General features: G+C 69.7%; 17 protein-coding genes. 5 read left to right on the forward strand and 12 right to left on the reverse strand.

Going from position 1 to position 14,264, the window contains the following annotated elements:
* The first annotated feature begins 44 nt into the window (after nt 1-44).
* Nucleotides 45-560 carry a hypothetical protein gene (locus JGU66_22940; protein MBJ6763636.1) on the forward strand — a complete coding sequence of 172 codons (516 nt, stop codon included), beginning with the start codon at nt 45-47 and terminating at the stop codon, nt 558-560.
* Between the two features lie 9 nt (nt 561-569).
* On the opposite strand, the gene JGU66_22945 is transcribed toward JGU66_22940, so the two are convergent.
* The 12 genes from JGU66_22945 to atpG form a co-directional block, all read right to left on the reverse strand.
* Nucleotides 570-968 (reverse strand): DoxX family protein, encoded by a 399-nt coding sequence (locus JGU66_22945; protein ID MBJ6763637.1) that lies wholly within the window; start codon nt 966-968, stop codon nt 570-572.
* Nucleotides 969-1,073: 105 nt separating this feature from the next.
* Nucleotides 1,074-1,529 carry an Rrf2 family transcriptional regulator gene (locus JGU66_22950; GenBank protein MBJ6763638.1) on the reverse strand — a complete coding sequence of 152 codons (456 nt, stop codon included), beginning with the start codon at nt 1,527-1,529 and terminating at the stop codon, nt 1,074-1,076.
* Between the two features lie 92 nt (nt 1,530-1,621).
* Nucleotides 1,622-2,644, reverse strand: coding sequence for a cytochrome d ubiquinol oxidase subunit II (locus JGU66_22955; protein ID MBJ6763639.1), 1,023 nt, complete (start codon nt 2,642-2,644; stop codon nt 1,622-1,624).
* Complete coding sequence (locus JGU66_22960) at nt 2,634-3,959, reverse strand: cytochrome ubiquinol oxidase subunit I (GenBank protein MBJ6763640.1); 1,326 nt, start codon at nt 3,957-3,959, stop codon at nt 2,634-2,636. The genes JGU66_22955 and JGU66_22960 overlap by 11 nt, the downstream gene beginning before the upstream one ends.
* 30 nt (nt 3,960-3,989) lie before the next feature.
* Nucleotides 3,990-4,493 (reverse strand): hypothetical protein, encoded by a 504-nt coding sequence (locus JGU66_22965; protein MBJ6763641.1) that lies wholly within the window; start codon nt 4,491-4,493, stop codon nt 3,990-3,992.
* On the reverse strand, nt 4,490-4,894 hold the full coding sequence (locus tag JGU66_22970) for a phage holin family protein (GenBank protein ID MBJ6763642.1): 405 nt from the start codon (nt 4,892-4,894) through the stop codon (nt 4,490-4,492). The genes JGU66_22965 and JGU66_22970 overlap by 4 nt, the downstream gene beginning before the upstream one ends.
* Nucleotides 4,895-5,146: 252 nt before the next feature.
* A complete protein-coding gene (locus tag JGU66_22975; GenBank protein ID MBJ6763643.1) occupies nt 5,147-6,178 on the reverse strand; it encodes an ADP-ribosylglycohydrolase family protein in 1,032 nt (343 codons plus the stop codon).
* 390 nt (nt 6,179-6,568) lie between these two features.
* The gene (locus tag JGU66_22980; protein MBJ6763644.1) at nt 6,569-6,829 is read right to left on the reverse strand and encodes a hypothetical protein; all 261 of its coding nucleotides are present in this window, start codon (nt 6,827-6,829) and stop codon (nt 6,569-6,571) included.
* Between the two features lie 146 nt (nt 6,830-6,975).
* On the reverse strand, nt 6,976-7,380 hold the full coding sequence (locus JGU66_22985) for a F0F1 ATP synthase subunit epsilon (GenBank protein ID MBJ6763645.1): 405 nt from the start codon (nt 7,378-7,380) through the stop codon (nt 6,976-6,978).
* An 8-nt stretch (nt 7,381-7,388) separates the two neighbouring features.
* Nucleotides 7,389-7,943: a hypothetical protein gene (locus JGU66_22990; GenBank protein MBJ6763646.1), complete on the reverse strand. Its 555-nt coding sequence runs from the start codon at nt 7,941-7,943 to the stop codon at nt 7,389-7,391.
* A 36-nt stretch (nt 7,944-7,979) separates the two neighbouring features.
* Nucleotides 7,980-9,425 (reverse strand): F0F1 ATP synthase subunit beta, encoded by a 1,446-nt coding sequence (atpD, locus tag JGU66_22995; GenBank protein MBJ6763647.1) that lies wholly within the window; start codon nt 9,423-9,425, stop codon nt 7,980-7,982.
* 258 nt (nt 9,426-9,683) lie between these two features.
* Nucleotides 9,684-10,565 (reverse strand): ATP synthase F1 subunit gamma, encoded by an 882-nt coding sequence (atpG, locus tag JGU66_23000; protein MBJ6763648.1) that lies wholly within the window; start codon nt 10,563-10,565, stop codon nt 9,684-9,686.
* A 269-nt stretch (nt 10,566-10,834) separates the two neighbouring features.
* Here atpG and JGU66_23005 point away from each other — a divergent pair, with 269 nt between their 5' ends.
* The 4 genes from JGU66_23005 to JGU66_23020 all read left to right on the forward strand — a co-directional run bounded on the left by JGU66_23005 (nt 10,835) and on the right by JGU66_23020 (nt 14,258).
* Nucleotides 10,835-11,485, forward strand: a complete 651-nt coding sequence (locus tag JGU66_23005) for a YdcF family protein (GenBank protein MBJ6763649.1) — start codon at nt 10,835-10,837, stop codon at nt 11,483-11,485.
* A 121-nt stretch (nt 11,486-11,606) separates the two neighbouring features.
* Entirely contained in the window at nt 11,607-11,879 is a 273-nt protein-coding gene (locus JGU66_23010; GenBank protein ID MBJ6763650.1) for a hypothetical protein, read from the forward strand.
* A gap of 331 nt (nt 11,880-12,210) precedes the next feature.
* On the forward strand, nt 12,211-13,707 hold the full coding sequence (locus tag JGU66_23015) for a hypothetical protein (protein ID MBJ6763651.1): 1,497 nt from the start codon (nt 12,211-12,213) through the stop codon (nt 13,705-13,707).
* 26 nt (nt 13,708-13,733) lie between these two features.
* The gene (locus JGU66_23020) at nt 13,734-14,258 is read left to right on the forward strand and encodes a hypothetical protein (protein MBJ6763652.1); all 525 of its coding nucleotides are present in this window, start codon (nt 13,734-13,736) and stop codon (nt 14,256-14,258) included.
* The last annotated feature ends 6 nt before the right edge of the window (nt 14,259-14,264 follow it).

Raw genomic sequence — 14,264 nt, forward strand, 5'->3', positions numbered from 1 at the left:
CGGCGCGGCTGGCATAGAGTGCGCGCCCGCATGAGGCCACTGGCGTGCTGAAGCTCTACAAGAAGGACGGCGACACCCTGCACTACTGGGAGGCGTGGGAGCACGACGGCGAGCTCACCGTGCACTGGGGCGCAGTGGGACAGATGGGCGAGCACAAGAAGCTCCCCATTCCCCCGGGCGAGGACGTGGACATGCTCATCGCCCAGGAGGCCGAGTCCCTGGTGGACGCGGGCTATGACGAGCCCGAGCCGGACGCCCAGCTGGCGCTCATCGTGGAGTACGCCGTGCAGGGCAAGGGCACCGGCCACGACTTCGAGAAGCGCAAGGCCGTGGAGGAGCTGCTCTCGGACATGCTCGGGTGGACGGGCAATGGCGAGGTCGAGGGCGGCGAGACCATCACCGGGAAGATGCGCGTCTACTGCCTGGTGATGGACGTGGACATCGCCACGCGCACCGTCGTCGAGGCGCTGGACTCGGAGGAGTTCCTCGAGGGCGCCACCCTGCTCGTCGCGAAGGGAGACGAGGAGCCGCGTCTCGCGTGGCCCCCCGCCTCGACCTGAAGCCTGACGTCAGGCCACCGCGGGCCGAGCCACCGACCGGGGCGCCTCGTCACGCAGGCGCCGCCAGAGCTGGTGCGAGCCCAAGAGCACGCCCAGCGCCACCACCGGGGCGACCACGATGCCCGTCGGGTCACCCGACATCCCGTGCGACACGGCCGCCGAGACGGTGGTGATGGCGAAGCCCGCGTAGGCCCACTCGCGCAACGTGCGCGGCGTCCACGGCACCACGAGCGCCAGCACGCCCACCACCTTCGCCACCCCCAGGTACATGCGGAAGTAGTCCGGATAGCCCAGGTGGTGGAACCCCTCCACCATCTGGGGGTTCGCGGTGAGATAGCCCGATGCGGACATCAGCATCATCAGACTGAACAGCCCCGTCAGCACCCAATACGCAATCTTCTGCTTCATCTGTGGACTCCCGCGCGCCACTGCGTTTCTTCACATCCACTTCAATTCAGAACAAAGTCAGTTACATTTAAAGACAAACAAATACGTCACGCGCACGAGCCGGCCTCAACGACAGCCCTTGCCTCCGTGCGCGCCCATGCGCTTGCCGACCTCGACGGACATCTGCGCCACCGTGGTGCCGCCCAGACTCTCGTGGACCGCGGCCTCGGCGCGCTTGAAGACTTCATCCAGGTAGTCGACCACCACCGGGGCGAAGGCGCAGGTGGGGTTTGCCCCCGACGGGTGGCGTCCGAACAGCTCCGTCCCATCCCCGACAGCCTTGTAGATGTCGCACAGGGTGATGGACTCCGGCCCCCGCGCGAGTCGTACGCCGCCTCCTGCGCCCCGCTTCGTCTCCACCAGCCCCGCGCGTGACAGGTCCCCGAGCAGCCGCCGCACCACGACCGGGTTCGTCTGGATGCTCGCCGCCATCTGCTCGGACGTCACCGTGCCGGCGCCCTCGCGCTCGTGCCACGCGAGCATCCCCAGCACGTGCGCGGCCATGACGAACCGGCTGTTCACTCACCCTCCCATGACGATTCAGAACCGTCGCAGTTACATATCGCCGGGCCCGAGCAGGCGCAAGCGCCTGTCGGGGTGAGCCTCACCTCGCCTCAAGCATGGGCGGGAGGCGTCGCGCCGGGAGGGCGCGGCCGGAAGACGCGGAAGAAGAGCACCAGCGAGGGGACGACCACCGCCACGCCCACACCCAGCGCGACCATCAACAACCGCTGCACCTCGGGCGCGGCGGCGCTGTTCTGGAGGGTGAGGTCCGGCTCCACCAGGTACGGGTGCTGCGAGGCAGCCCATCCGAGGATGATGAAGCCCACTTGCGAGGCCGCGGCCACGCGCGCGGCGCGGAAGTGACGCAGGCCCAGCAGGACAAAGGCAGTCACCGCCGCCACCGCCGTGGCCGCGTGCAGGGCCAGGGCGAAGGGCGAATGCAGGAGCCCGGCCCAGACTCGCGGCGCACCCTCGCGCGCGAGGACGAGCACCACGGCCGCGAGGACGAACACCAGCGCGCCCGTCACCAGGGCCCGCATGCGGAAGTCCTCACGCAGCTCGCGCGAGTGCGCCTCGTGCGTGAGGTACACCGCCGCCAGGAAGGCGAAGAGCCCCAGCGCCAGGAGCCCCACGGCAATCGGGAACGGCCCCGTCCAGGGGGCGAAGAAGCCGCTGACCACCACATGGCCTTCCATGCGGATGTCGCCGCTGGCCACCGCGCCCACGCACATGCCCAGCAGCAGCGGCGCCACCAGGCTCGCGCCGCTGAACACCACGCCCCAGCGCCGCTCCACCACGTCGCCGCGCGTGTCATACGTGCGGAAGGTGAAGGCCGCGCCGCGGAAGACGATGCCCAACAGCAGGAGCGTCAGCGGCACGTGCAGCGCCACGGTCAGCGCGGCGAAGGCACGCGGGAAGCCGCTGAAGAGCAGCACCAGCCCGACGATGAGCCAGACATGGTTCACCTCCCAGATGGGGCCCATGGCATGGGCGATGAGCGCGCGCTGCTCGGCCTTGCGCGGCCCGAAGGCGAGCAAATCCCAGACACCGCCACCGAAGTCCGCGCCGCCGAACAGCGCGTAGAGCACGAACGTGCCCGCCACCGCGAATCCCAACAGCGCCTCAGTGGACATGGGCATCCCTCTCGCCGGGCAGCGTGCCGGCCACTTGTCTGGACAGGACGAACAGCACCGTGACTCCCAGGAACAGGTACACGAGCGTGAAGGTGAAGAAGGGCGCGGACAGGTGCGGCACCGGCGTCACCGCGTCGGACGTGCGCATGACGCCTCGGAGAATCCAAGGCTGGCGCCCCCACTCGGTGACGAGCCAGCCGGCCTCCAGCGCCACCAGCCCCAGCGGCCCCGTCCAGAGCCACGCACGCAGGAGCGCGCCGGACTCGGGCCACGTCTTCTTGCGCCAGCGATGCACGAGCGTCACCAGCGCCAGGAGCGCCATCACGCTGCCCGTGCCCACCATCACCTGGAACGCGACGTGGACCTTGGCCACCGGCGGCCACTCCTCGCGCGGGAACTCGTTCAGCCCGCGCACCTCCGCGTTGGGATCTCCGAACGCGAGCACCGAGAGGCCCTTGGGGATGTCCACCGCGCCGCGCACCGTGCCGGAATTCACGTCGGGCAAGCCCCCCACGCGGAGCGGCGCGCCCACCTCCGTCTCGAATTGGCCCTCCATGGCGGCCAGCTTCACCGGCTGCGCCCGAGCCACGTGCTTCGCGGACAGGTCCCCCACCAGCGGCTGGAGCAGCGCGGTGACACACGCGAGCGGCAGCGCCACCGACAACGCCTTCCGGTGGAAGGCCGCGCCCGGATGGCGCAGGAGGATGAAGGCGTGAATGCCCGCCATGGCGAAGGCGCTCGCCTGGTAGCACGACAAGATGACGTGGGCGGTCTCGTACTGCCAACCCGGGCTGAACATCGCCACCACCGGCTGGATGTCGACCGGCCCCGCGGCGGTATGCGTGAAGCCCGAGGGGTGATTCATGAAGACATTCACCAGCGTCACGAAGAACGCGCTGGCCGCGCCGCTCACCGCCACCATGATGCCGCTGAACAGGTGCAGCCCCGGTGAGACACGCTCACGGCCATACAGGTAGATGCCCAGGAAGATGGCCTCGGTGAAGAAGGCCACGCCCTCCAGGCTGAAGGGCAGGCCAATCACCGCGCCGTAGCGCCCCATGAACTCGGGCCACAGCAGGCCCAGCTCGAACGACAGCGCCGTGCCACTCACCGCGCCCACCGCGAAGAGGATGGCGGTGCCCTTCGCCAGCTTCTGGCTCAACAGGCGGTAGTCCGCGTCCTGGGTGCGACGCGCCTTCAAGTCGCTCAGCACCATCAGCACCGGAAGCGCCACACCCGCCGCCGCGAACACAATGTGAAACGCGAGCGACAGCCCCATCTGCGCACGAGCAAAGAGCAGGTCCGTCATGCACATCAGGATGCTTTATACGTAAATATTTAACAATTATCGTTTCTTCTGAATGCTCCCAGCGACACTGGTCTCGTCCTCGCGTGAGGGCACCAGGGTCTGCATGGCATTGCGCGCCACGGAGGTGGCCAGACTGGTGGCGAAAATCAGCACCAGCTTGCGGCCGAGTTCCGAGGAGAGCGGCCGGTCCTCGCCGTTGTTGGCCACGCGCTCCGGGTGTCTCCAGGCGCGCTCCAGGGCCTTGCGGCGCTTCTCGCGCAGGCGCTCATCCCGGGTGCGCGCGCGATACACCGCATAAGTCACGCCCGCGCCCACCAACAGGACAGCGGCGGCGCCCACGGCCACGAGCGTGCCGCGGTGCTGGACCGCCTGATAACGGACGTCCAGCAGGCGCTCGCGGCGGCGATCCAACTCCTCCAGCGTGAGGAGCAGGCCGTCGCGGATGCGGTCCGCGGTCTGCTCCACCTGCTCGCGCACATCCATGCCGCGGGTGATGGCGTGGTCGACGTGTGGGGCCAGCTCGCTCGGCTCGTCGTTCATTGGAGCGTCTCCCGCGTAAGCTCGTAGTCGGCGCGCAGCCGCTCCTGCGTGTGGGGCAGCGGCTTCTTCGGCAGGCGCTGGACGCCCAGGAAGAGCAGCAGGCCCGCCACCAGGACGAGCAGCACGCCCACCAGCAGCACGCCCACGGCCGAGGACAGCGGCAAGGCCAGCCCCAGGGCCACGAAGAGCACCGCCAGCGACGCGAGCGCCAGGACGGCCCCAGCGCCCAGGAGGATGCCCGCGGTGCGCGCGGCGTTCACCTCCTCGCGCAGCTCCTTCTTCGCGTGCAGCACCTCGGCCTTCACCAGCAGGCGCGTCTCCGCGAGCGCGTGACGGATGAGTTCCGTGGTGGAGAGCGTTTCCAGCTGGGCTCGCTCCAGGCGTTCGGATTCGAGGTCCACGGCGGGTGCCTCCTGGGCGGACACGACGAAGCCTGTGCACGCTCGCCTGTCTGGCGCCCGTGCGGCCCGTGGCCATCCTCCGCACAAGGTGCGCGCGCATCGGCGCCCACGGAAGCCCCCAGTCCGAGCGTCCCGCGCCCGCCCGGCCGCCTCCTGGCGGCTGCCACGGCGCCGACGTCAGCCGCCGGCGGTGGTGGAGCCTCCTCGCGCGGGCGCGACCGCCTGGCAGCGTCCTGGCGCCCTCAGGCGGCCTCAGCGGCGGCGGTTGTGGAGCGCCATGGCGGTGGCGAGCGTCTCGCGCACCTGGCGGGCCCGGAAGAGGCGGTCCGCCGTGTCCACGAGGTTCTCCACGTACAACACCTGCTTGCGCAGCCGCGCGGGGATGGCGCGCGTGCCCAGGTGCGCGCCCACCAGCGCGCCCGTGAGGGCCGCTGCCACGTCCGCCTCGCCACCGCAGCGCAGGCTGACGGCCACCGCCTCGCGGAAGTCGTGGGGGACCTTCAGCGCGGCGTACAGCGACGTCAGCAGCACCGGCACCACGTGCGGCGGCAGCCCGTCCACGCCCTTGAGTTCGCTGGGGGGCACGCCCACCTTGCGCAGCTGGTTGAGCGCGCGCGTGGTGTCCCACGTCAAAAGGCGCGGCAGGTGCCGCACCTCCTCCGCGAGCTGCTTGTCGTGCACCGCGGCGGCCAGGGCCAGCTGATCGCAGAAGGCGGCGGGCGTGAGCGCCTCCTCCTCCATGCCCAGCGCCACCGCCTGAGCGAAGGCCGCCGCGGCCGCCGCGCAGATGGGGTCCTTGTGCGTGATGACGGTCAGCACGCCCGCGTCGTGCGGCAGTCGCGCGCGCTGCCCCCCCTCGAAGAGGCCCACCACCAGCGCGCGGCTCAGCACGGACGGGCACTTGGTGCCCAGCGGCGCGCCCGCGCTCATCCACGGCGTGCCACCCGCCAGCCGCTGGAGCGACTCGGAGAGGCTGCGGGGCGGCTGGAGGATGATGCCCTCCTGCCAGAGCCACGCGAGGTGCGCCGCCGCGCTGCGGCCATCCACCTTGCCCTCGCGGATGACGCTCTCCGCCGCGGCGAGCAACAGCTGCGTGTCGTCGCTGAACTGGCCCTTGGCGAACTTGCCGCGCGGGCGCGGAGCGAAGTCCTCCGCCAATCCCGGCAGGCGCGCCAGGCTCGCGGGAGGAATGCCCCTCAGCGGAAAGCCGAGCGCATCCCCGATGGCGAGGCCCAAGAACGCCGCATGAAACCTGTCCTGGCGCTCGGAGGGAGTCAGCGGCATCGGAGGCGAAGAGATTAGCCGAGCCTCAGCCAAGGACGAGCCCCGAGATTCGCGAGGCATGCGCGCTTGAACGGACAAGGGGGCTTGACGTGCACGGCGCGGGGTCGGTGGTTCCATCTGTCAGGAGCCTTCCGCCGAGCTGCATCGCGCACGTCGTCACCGTCCGCCTCCACCGTCGCCCGCGACACACCCGGGGGCGCGGTAGCTACCGCAATCAGGTTGATCGCGGCAAGCACGCGCGCCCAAGACACCGCGTGATGACGCGCGCATGTCCACCGCAAGATGGTCCGCACACAGCAGTCATGACGCCGTGCGCGAGCCCCGCACACGGGATCATGCGTTCACCTTGACGAGGTCGCGTCGCGCCGCTCCACCGCGACACGGCGCGCGTCAGGACGCGTCCCGGCCCAGGTTGACCACGGCCATCAGCCGCGCGACCACGGCCTCCGCGCCCTGATGCAGGTGCGTGCCGTCCCAGAGCGCGGGCGAGGACTGTCCACCCAACTTGCGCCAGTCCGCCTCGACCTCGGGATAGGTGAGGTTGCGGAAGCGCACGCGGTCCTCGAGCTGATGGTCGGTGACGAAGCGCCGCGCGGTGGCGGACTGCGGATCCGCGATGCGGTGGAACAGTTCGAGTGTGGGCGAGTTCATGGCGACACGACATCATGCTCGCGGCCGTGCCCCGTCGCCGCGAAAAGAAAACGGGGCCAGGGGGCTCGCTCACAGGGACACACGCCCCTGGAACCCAGCTCCCTCGCCCCGGAGTCCCCGCTCGCGCGGGGAAGGCACGCGCTGCGTCAGCGCATGCCGGCGACGTTGATGCGCGCGGCCTCGCGGCGCACCGTGGCCTGCTCGACCTCGAAGCGGGCGTCGTCGGCGGACAGCGCGCTCAGGCGCTTCTGCGCCTCCGCCATCCGCTGGCGGGCGCTCTCCACGTCGATGCCGGACACCTGTTCGGCGCCGTCCGCGAGGACCAGCACCTTGTCGTTGCCGACCTCCACGAAGCCGCCCGCGACGAAGTACGTGTCCTGGCGCCCCGCATCGATGAGCGTCAGCGGGCCCGGCTCCATCAGGGACAGGAAGGGCGTGTGGCCCGGCCGCACGCCGAAGAGACCCCGGCCACCCGGCACGATGGCCTCGTCGGCCTGCACCGACAGGATGCGCTTCTCGGGGGTGACGATTTCCACAGTCAGCTTGGCCATGACCATCCTCAGAATGTCAGCGCGTGGGTCTTCACACCCACTGGCTCGAACTCCACCACCCCGGCGTCCGTCAGGCGCGGGCCCTTGCCCGGAATGCCCAGCGTGCCTTCCAGCCACTTGAAGTGGTGCTCCATCTGCCGGACCTCGGAGAGCTGCCGCAGGGTGAGCAACTCCGGCAGCCGCTTCTCCTGCAGCCGCTGCCCGGTGCGGTCGTACTGCACCGCCACCACCACGTTCGCCCAGGCGGGGATCCGGTCCTTCTTCTTCACCTTCGGATTGCGCGGCGGAGGACTGCCCTTCTCCACCAGCGGGTACAGCACCCACACCCGCTCGCCATCATTGGACGCGAAGTAGAGGTCGTCCACCGTCCCCGCGCACGCGTCCAGCTGCCACACGGGGCCGTCTTCCTTCAGCATCTCCAGCCGACAGTGCCCGGGGGAGGCTTCCACCAGCCGGACACTGTAGACGCCATTCGCACTCACCCGGGCTCGCCCCACGCGCTCCGCACCGAGGGCGGGGAGCGCGAGCAACATCAGGACCAGGGCGAGCGCGGAGTGGCGCATGGCAACCTCGTGCGGGAGGAGACGACGCCGGACAGCTTACGCCGCCGCCATCTTGCGCGCGTTCTCCTGGACCTCGGAGATATCGCCGCACATGTAGAAGGCGGTCTCCGGGATGTCGTCGTGCTTGCCCTCGCACACTTCCTTGAAGCCCCGGATGGTGTCCTGGAGCTTCACGTAGCGGCCGTCCTTGCCCGTGAACACCTTGGCCACGAAGAACGGCTGCGACAGGAAGCGCTGGATCTTGCGGGCGCGCGCCACCACCAGCTTGTCGTCCTCGGAGAGCTCGTCCATGCCGAGGATGGCGATGATGTCCTGGAGCTCCTTGTAGCGCTGCAGGATGCCCTGGACGCGGCGAGCGACGGCGTAGTGCTCCGCGCCCACGATGGCCGGATCCAGGATGCGGCTGGTGGAGTCGAGCGGATCCACGGCCGGGAAGATGGCGAGCTCGGCGATGGAGCGGTTGAGCACCGTGGTCGCGTCCAGGTGGGCGAACGCGGTGGCCGGCGCCGGGTCCGTCAGGTCGTCGGCGGGCACGTAGATGGCCTGCACCGAGGTGATGGAGCCCTTGGTCGTGGAGGTGATGCGCTCCTGCAGACCGCCCATCTCCGTGGCGAGCGTCGGCTGGTAACCCACGGCGCTGGGGATGCGGCCCAGGAGCGCGGACACCTCGGAACCGGCCTGCGTGAAGCGGAAGATGTTGTCCACGAAGAGGAGCACGTCACGGCCCTCCACGTCGCGGAAGTACTCGGCCATGGTGAGCGCGGAGAGGGCCACGCGGGCGCGGGCGCCGGGCGGCTCGTTCATCTGACCGTACACGAGGACGGCCTGGCTGGCCTCCAGGTTGTCGGTCTTGATGACCTTGGTCTCCTGCATCTCGTGGTACAGGTCGTTGCCCTCGCGGGTGCGCTCACCCACGCCGGCGAACACGGAGAAGCCGCCGCGCTCCACGGCCACGTTGCGGATCAGCTCCTGGAGGAGCACCGTCTTGCCGACGCCGGCGCCGCCGAACAGGCCGATCTTGCCGCCACGGGTGTAGGGAGCGAGCAGGTCGATGACCTTGATGCCCGTCTCGAACATCTGCACGCGCACGTCCTGCTCGGTGAAGAGCGGGGGCGCGCGGTGGATGGACCAGTGCTCCGTGGAGTTCACGGGGCCCATCTCGTCCACCGGCTCACCGGTGACGTTGAGGATGCGGCCCAGGGTGGCCTTGCCCACCGGCACCTGGATGGCGGCGCCCGTGTTCTTCACCGGCTGGCCACGGCCGAGCCCCTCGGTGGAGTCCATGGCGATGCAGCGCACGGTGTTCTCGCCCAGGTGCTGCGCGACCTCGAGCGTGAGGTTGTCCGGCGTGTCGCCCAGGTTGGGGTTCGTCAGCTTGAGGGCGTAGTAGACCTCGGGGAGTCCGCCGGGCGGAAACTCCACGTCGACCACGGGGCCGAGAACCTGCGTGACCTTGCCAGTCGTCGGAACTTGAGCGCTCATGGAATTCGTCTGCCTCGTGCGGGAGCGGCCGGGGTACCGCGCTCCGTCAGAAATTCGGCCCGGATGGAAGGGCGGGCCCCCTTTACCGGGGGGGACCCCGCAGGGTCAAGCTTCCCGGGCCCTCCGGTGTAAGACGCGCTTAGCGGAGGGGTGCGCCGAGCGCCTGCCCCCTCGCCGTCCCAGGGCCCGGCCCCAAAGCAAAGGGCCCGCCGCGACATGCGCGAGCGGGCCCCAGAGTACCACCTGAGAGGTGGTGACCTACTTCAGCGCCTCGGCGCCGGAGACGATCTCCATCAGCTCCTTGGTGATGACCGCCTGACGCGTCCGGTTGTAGACCAGCGTGTAGCTGTTGATCATGTCCGTGGCGTTGCTGGTGGCGTTCTCCATGGCGCTCATGCGCGCGCCGTGCTCGCTGGCCACGCTCTCCAGCAGCGCCCGGTACAGCTTGATGTTGACCGCCTGGGGCACCAGCCGGTCGAGGACGGCCTGACGGTCCGGCTCGTACTTGAAGTCCACCAGCGACGGGCCCTGCGCCTCGGCGGGCACCTGCGGCCCGAAGGTCTGCAGCGGCAGCAGCTGCATCATCGTGACCTTCTGGTTGATGGCGGAGATGAACTCGTTGAAGACGACGATGACCTGGTCCACTTCGCCGTTCACGTAGCTGGCGACCAGCTCCTCGGCGACATCCGCGGCGGCGCGATAGGACAGGCGCTGGTACAGGCCACCGAAGTCCTTGCGGATCGCCAGGCCGCGGGTGCGGAAGAAGTCGTTGCCCTTGCGGCCCACCGTGGAGATCTGGATCTTCTCCAGCGCGGTGTTCTCGTAGAGGAAGCGGTTGGCGCGGCGGGTGATGTTGGAGTTGAAGCCGCCGGCGAGGCCGCGGTCCGAGGTCAGCACCACCAGCTCCACGCGGCGCACCGGGCGCGGCGTCAAGAGCGGGTGGGCGAGCCCCTCGTCTGCGGCGCGGGCGGCGAGGTCGGAGATGATCTGATCGAGCGTCTGCGCGTAGGGGCGCGCGGCGAGGATGGCGTCCTGCGCCTTGCGGAGCTTCGCGGCGGAGACCATCTTCATCGCCTTGGTGATTTGACGCGTGTTCTTCACCGAGCGGATGCGCTTGCGGATGTCTCGAAGGGACGCCATGGACCTGGGAGCTCCTGTGGGACGCACGCCCTCGTGTTCATGAAACCGGGCGGACGGCGGGGCCCCCTATATAAGCGAGGCGCGGGGCGGTCAACGGCGGGGTGCCACCCGTCTCCCAGAGACCCGCAGACCTGGGTGGCTCGGACCGGCCGTCCGGGGAGCAGCCGGCCCCCTGGCGTCAGTGGACAGGGGGCGAAGACTCGCCTTCCCGCGCGCGGGAGGGCCAGGGAGAATGCCACCTCTTCTCCTCATCGGTGTTCACGGGAATCATGACGTCTGGCGTGGCGAGCGGGGTCTGGGTGCGAAGGGGGCTCGTCGCCCTGGTCGCAGCGGTGCTGGGCATCCTGGCGCTGTCGCATTTCGTGCGGCAGCGCTACGAGGACCGCATCGTGCCGCTCTCCGGAGCCCCCCAGGCACCGGTGGCGCTCGTCTTCGGCGCGGGGCTGGCGCCGGGCGCGGTGCCCTCCCCGGTCCTCGCGCAGCGGTTGGACGCGGCCATCGCCCTGTGGCGCCAGGGCAAGGTGGAGGCCCTGCTGGTGAGCGCGGACTCCTCGGCACCCTTCCATGACGAGACGCGCGCCATGCGCCGCTACCTGCTGGAGCGAGGCGTGCCGGACACCGCGGTGATGGGCGACGAGGCCGGGCTGTCCACCTATGACAGCTGCCTGCGCGCGCACACCGTGTTCGGCGCGCGCCGGGCGCTGCTCGTCACCCAGCGCTTCCACCTGTCCCGAGCGCTCTTCATCGCCAACTCGGTGGGCATCGATGCCTGGGGCGTGGCGGCGGACGAAGGCCGCCCCACCCCGTGGCGCTACACGCTGCGAGAGACGCTGTCCCGCGTGCTGGCGCTGTCCATGGTGCTGCTCGAGGTGGAGCCCACCTTCCCCGCCGGCGGCGCGAGCCCGACTCCTCCGCGTTAGCGAACTCGCGCGGCAGGCCAGCCGAGCAGGCGGCGCGAATTGCCGCGTCCCTCCTCGGCGGTTCTCATGATGGGCGGCCGAAGCAGTCGTCCCGGCAAGCCCGCCCGGAGGAGCCGACGCCATGCGATTCAAGAAGCTCGGAGAAGAAGACGTGGGGGAGTCCGCCTCGCTGCGGCACGTGAACCCCGACACGGGCGAGGAAGAAATCAACGTCACCGACCAGGAGCTGGCCATGACGCCGCCCTTGGAAGAGGAGCCGGACTTCCGAGACATCCTCCCGGACCAGATCCACGAGTTCCGCCGGGGCGACGAGCCGGAGCAGGAGGGCGAAATCACCGCGCAGCCCGACGAGCGCTTCCGCCCGATGGAGAGCGACCAGCTCCCCGAGGGGTAACGCCGCGACACTCGCGCTTCCTGGGTGTGCCCACGGGGCGAGGGAGGCATCCGCCTTGGTCGCTCGCGCATCCGTCAACGGGCGCGGTGCGCGCGAGAGTCACGGCGTTCCCACGTTGGCCTTGGCTTCCACGTGCGTGCCTTCGCGGAGCCCTCGTTGCCTCTCCTGGGCTCCGCATCTGCCCATCCCAGGACATGAATTGGGAAACCCCAGGCTCGGCACCCGCCCTGCACGGCAGGCGCGCATGCGACCAACCTCATGGGGAATTTTCCTCGGGACACTGCTCCTGGCAGGCCAGGCAAGCGCCCACGATTTGAAGTGCACCACGCAAGTGAATGGCGAATCGAGTCTGGTGCTGTCCAGCTACCCCGCCACGCTTCACTTCCACTACCAGGTCAACAACACCCATCCCACGCTGCCGTCCGAGCTGCTGACGGCGGAAGCCCCCCTGCTGGCGCCGTTCGGCTGGTCCTTCACCCCAGCGCCGCCCGTCACCATTCCCGTGGGTAACTCCGTCACCTACGACTTCGACCACACCATCAACAGCCTCGCGGACTGTGAAGCGCTGGGCGGTGGTCAGCCCGCCTTCTCGGACACGCTGGAGATCAGCTGGGACACGGGCACGGCCCAGTGCTCCACCTTCGTGGAGTGTGAGGCCTCGCCCCAGTTCACCTGCGGCGACACGCTCTACGTGTCCTCGCGCGTGGCCACCGTCACGGACCTGCACTCGTTGGACCCGACGACCTTCGCCATGGCGCCCATCTCCACGACGGCGGTGTGGGGCTATGACGCCATGGGGCTCAACCCGCTGGATGGCCACATCTACGCCATCAGCAACGTGCACCTCAGCCCCGACCCCAACCCCCATCTCATCCGCATCGCCTCGGACGGCTCCATCGAAGACGTCCGGAGCCTGCCGGAGCTGGCGGGGCATGAGTGGATCATCGGAACGGTGACGCGCACGGGCACCTACGTGCTGGGCGACTTTGGCACGACGTGGGCGACCATCGACCTGCCCACGCTGACCGTCACGCAGACGGGCCACACGGTCGATCACCTGCCGCTCGCCTGGGCCGTCAATCCGAACGACGACACAATCTACGGCTACAACAGCTACACCGCGCGACTGTGCACGTTCGACCCCACCACCGGGGTGCTCGCGGACTACGGCCCCACCCTCCCGAACGTCGGCATCCAGCCGTGCTCCGGCTCGTTCACCACGGATGGGACGTTCTATCTGCAGTGCTACACGGTCAACCCGCTGGAGAACGCGCTCTTCGCGGTGAACGTCACCACCAGCGTGGCGACCTTCCTGCCCCCCCAGCCGCCGCTGGCCATCGGCGACATGACGAGCTGCCCGTTCGTCACGCCGGCCACCCCCCGCCCGCTTCAGGACCGCGGCTTCTATCTGACGCATGAGCAGGCGCTGACGAGCTGCCTGGCCTCGGGGGACATCGAGCTGGCCCCGGGCATCGCCATCGACTCGGTCCAGGAGGCGCTGCAGCTGCTCTGGGCCAACCCCGCGCTGGACCTGCAGGGCGCGCCCACCCCGCCGGAGCGCGCGCTGCGCACCCAGCTGGCGCGCGAGCTGGTGGTGGGCGAGTGCAACCGCCGCCTCTTCGCGCCGTCGAATGACTTCGCCCAGGCCCTGCAGGACGCCGAGAACCAGTGGCTCTCGGGCGCGGCCGGACAGCAAGGGACGCTGGAGCGGCTGCTGTCCCTGCATCACCAGGGCGCGCGGCTGACGCCGCCCCGTGGTTTTCAGTCGGGCCCGAGCACGCCCGTGCACGCTGTGGACTTGATGCGGTCGGTGAGGGGGACGCCGTGAAGCAAGGAATGCGTTGGAGGTGGGGAGTGAGCCTGGCCCTGGGGATGCTGGGGACGGCCTGTGACAGCGGCACCACGCCCATGGATGTCCGCGGGCATGACGACGCGGACAAAGCCGCGGAGCGCTACGAGCTGCGCGTGACGGGAACCCACGCCACGGCCTACGAGGCCGCCTTCGCGAGCATCCGCGAGGTCACCATCACCGCGGACGGCAAGCCCCTGACCGTGGAGCTTCAGCCCACGGCGCAGGCCATGAACCTGGCGCTCGCGAACCACTCGCCCCTGGTCGCCTACTTCTGGCTCCCCGCCGGACTCTCGGCCTCCAACGTGGAGGTCCAGGCCCGGTTCGATGACTTCGGGGCCTACCAGGAGCAGGCCGGAGGGAGCGCCGGAGCGCTGCGCTTCATCCCGCAGCCCATCCACTTCCGGGCGCCCGTCTCCGAGCTGAAGCTGCACCACCACGCCGTCATCCAGGTCAGCGTGGAGGACTCCATCGCGCCCGCCGTGCGCGACAGCCGCCTCATGCTGCCCAACACCGTGGTGTCTTACTGAGCGCGG

The organism is Myxococcaceae bacterium JPH2 (assembly GCA_016458225.1).
Lineage (GTDB): Bacteria > Myxococcota > Myxococcia > Myxococcales > Myxococcaceae > Citreicoccus.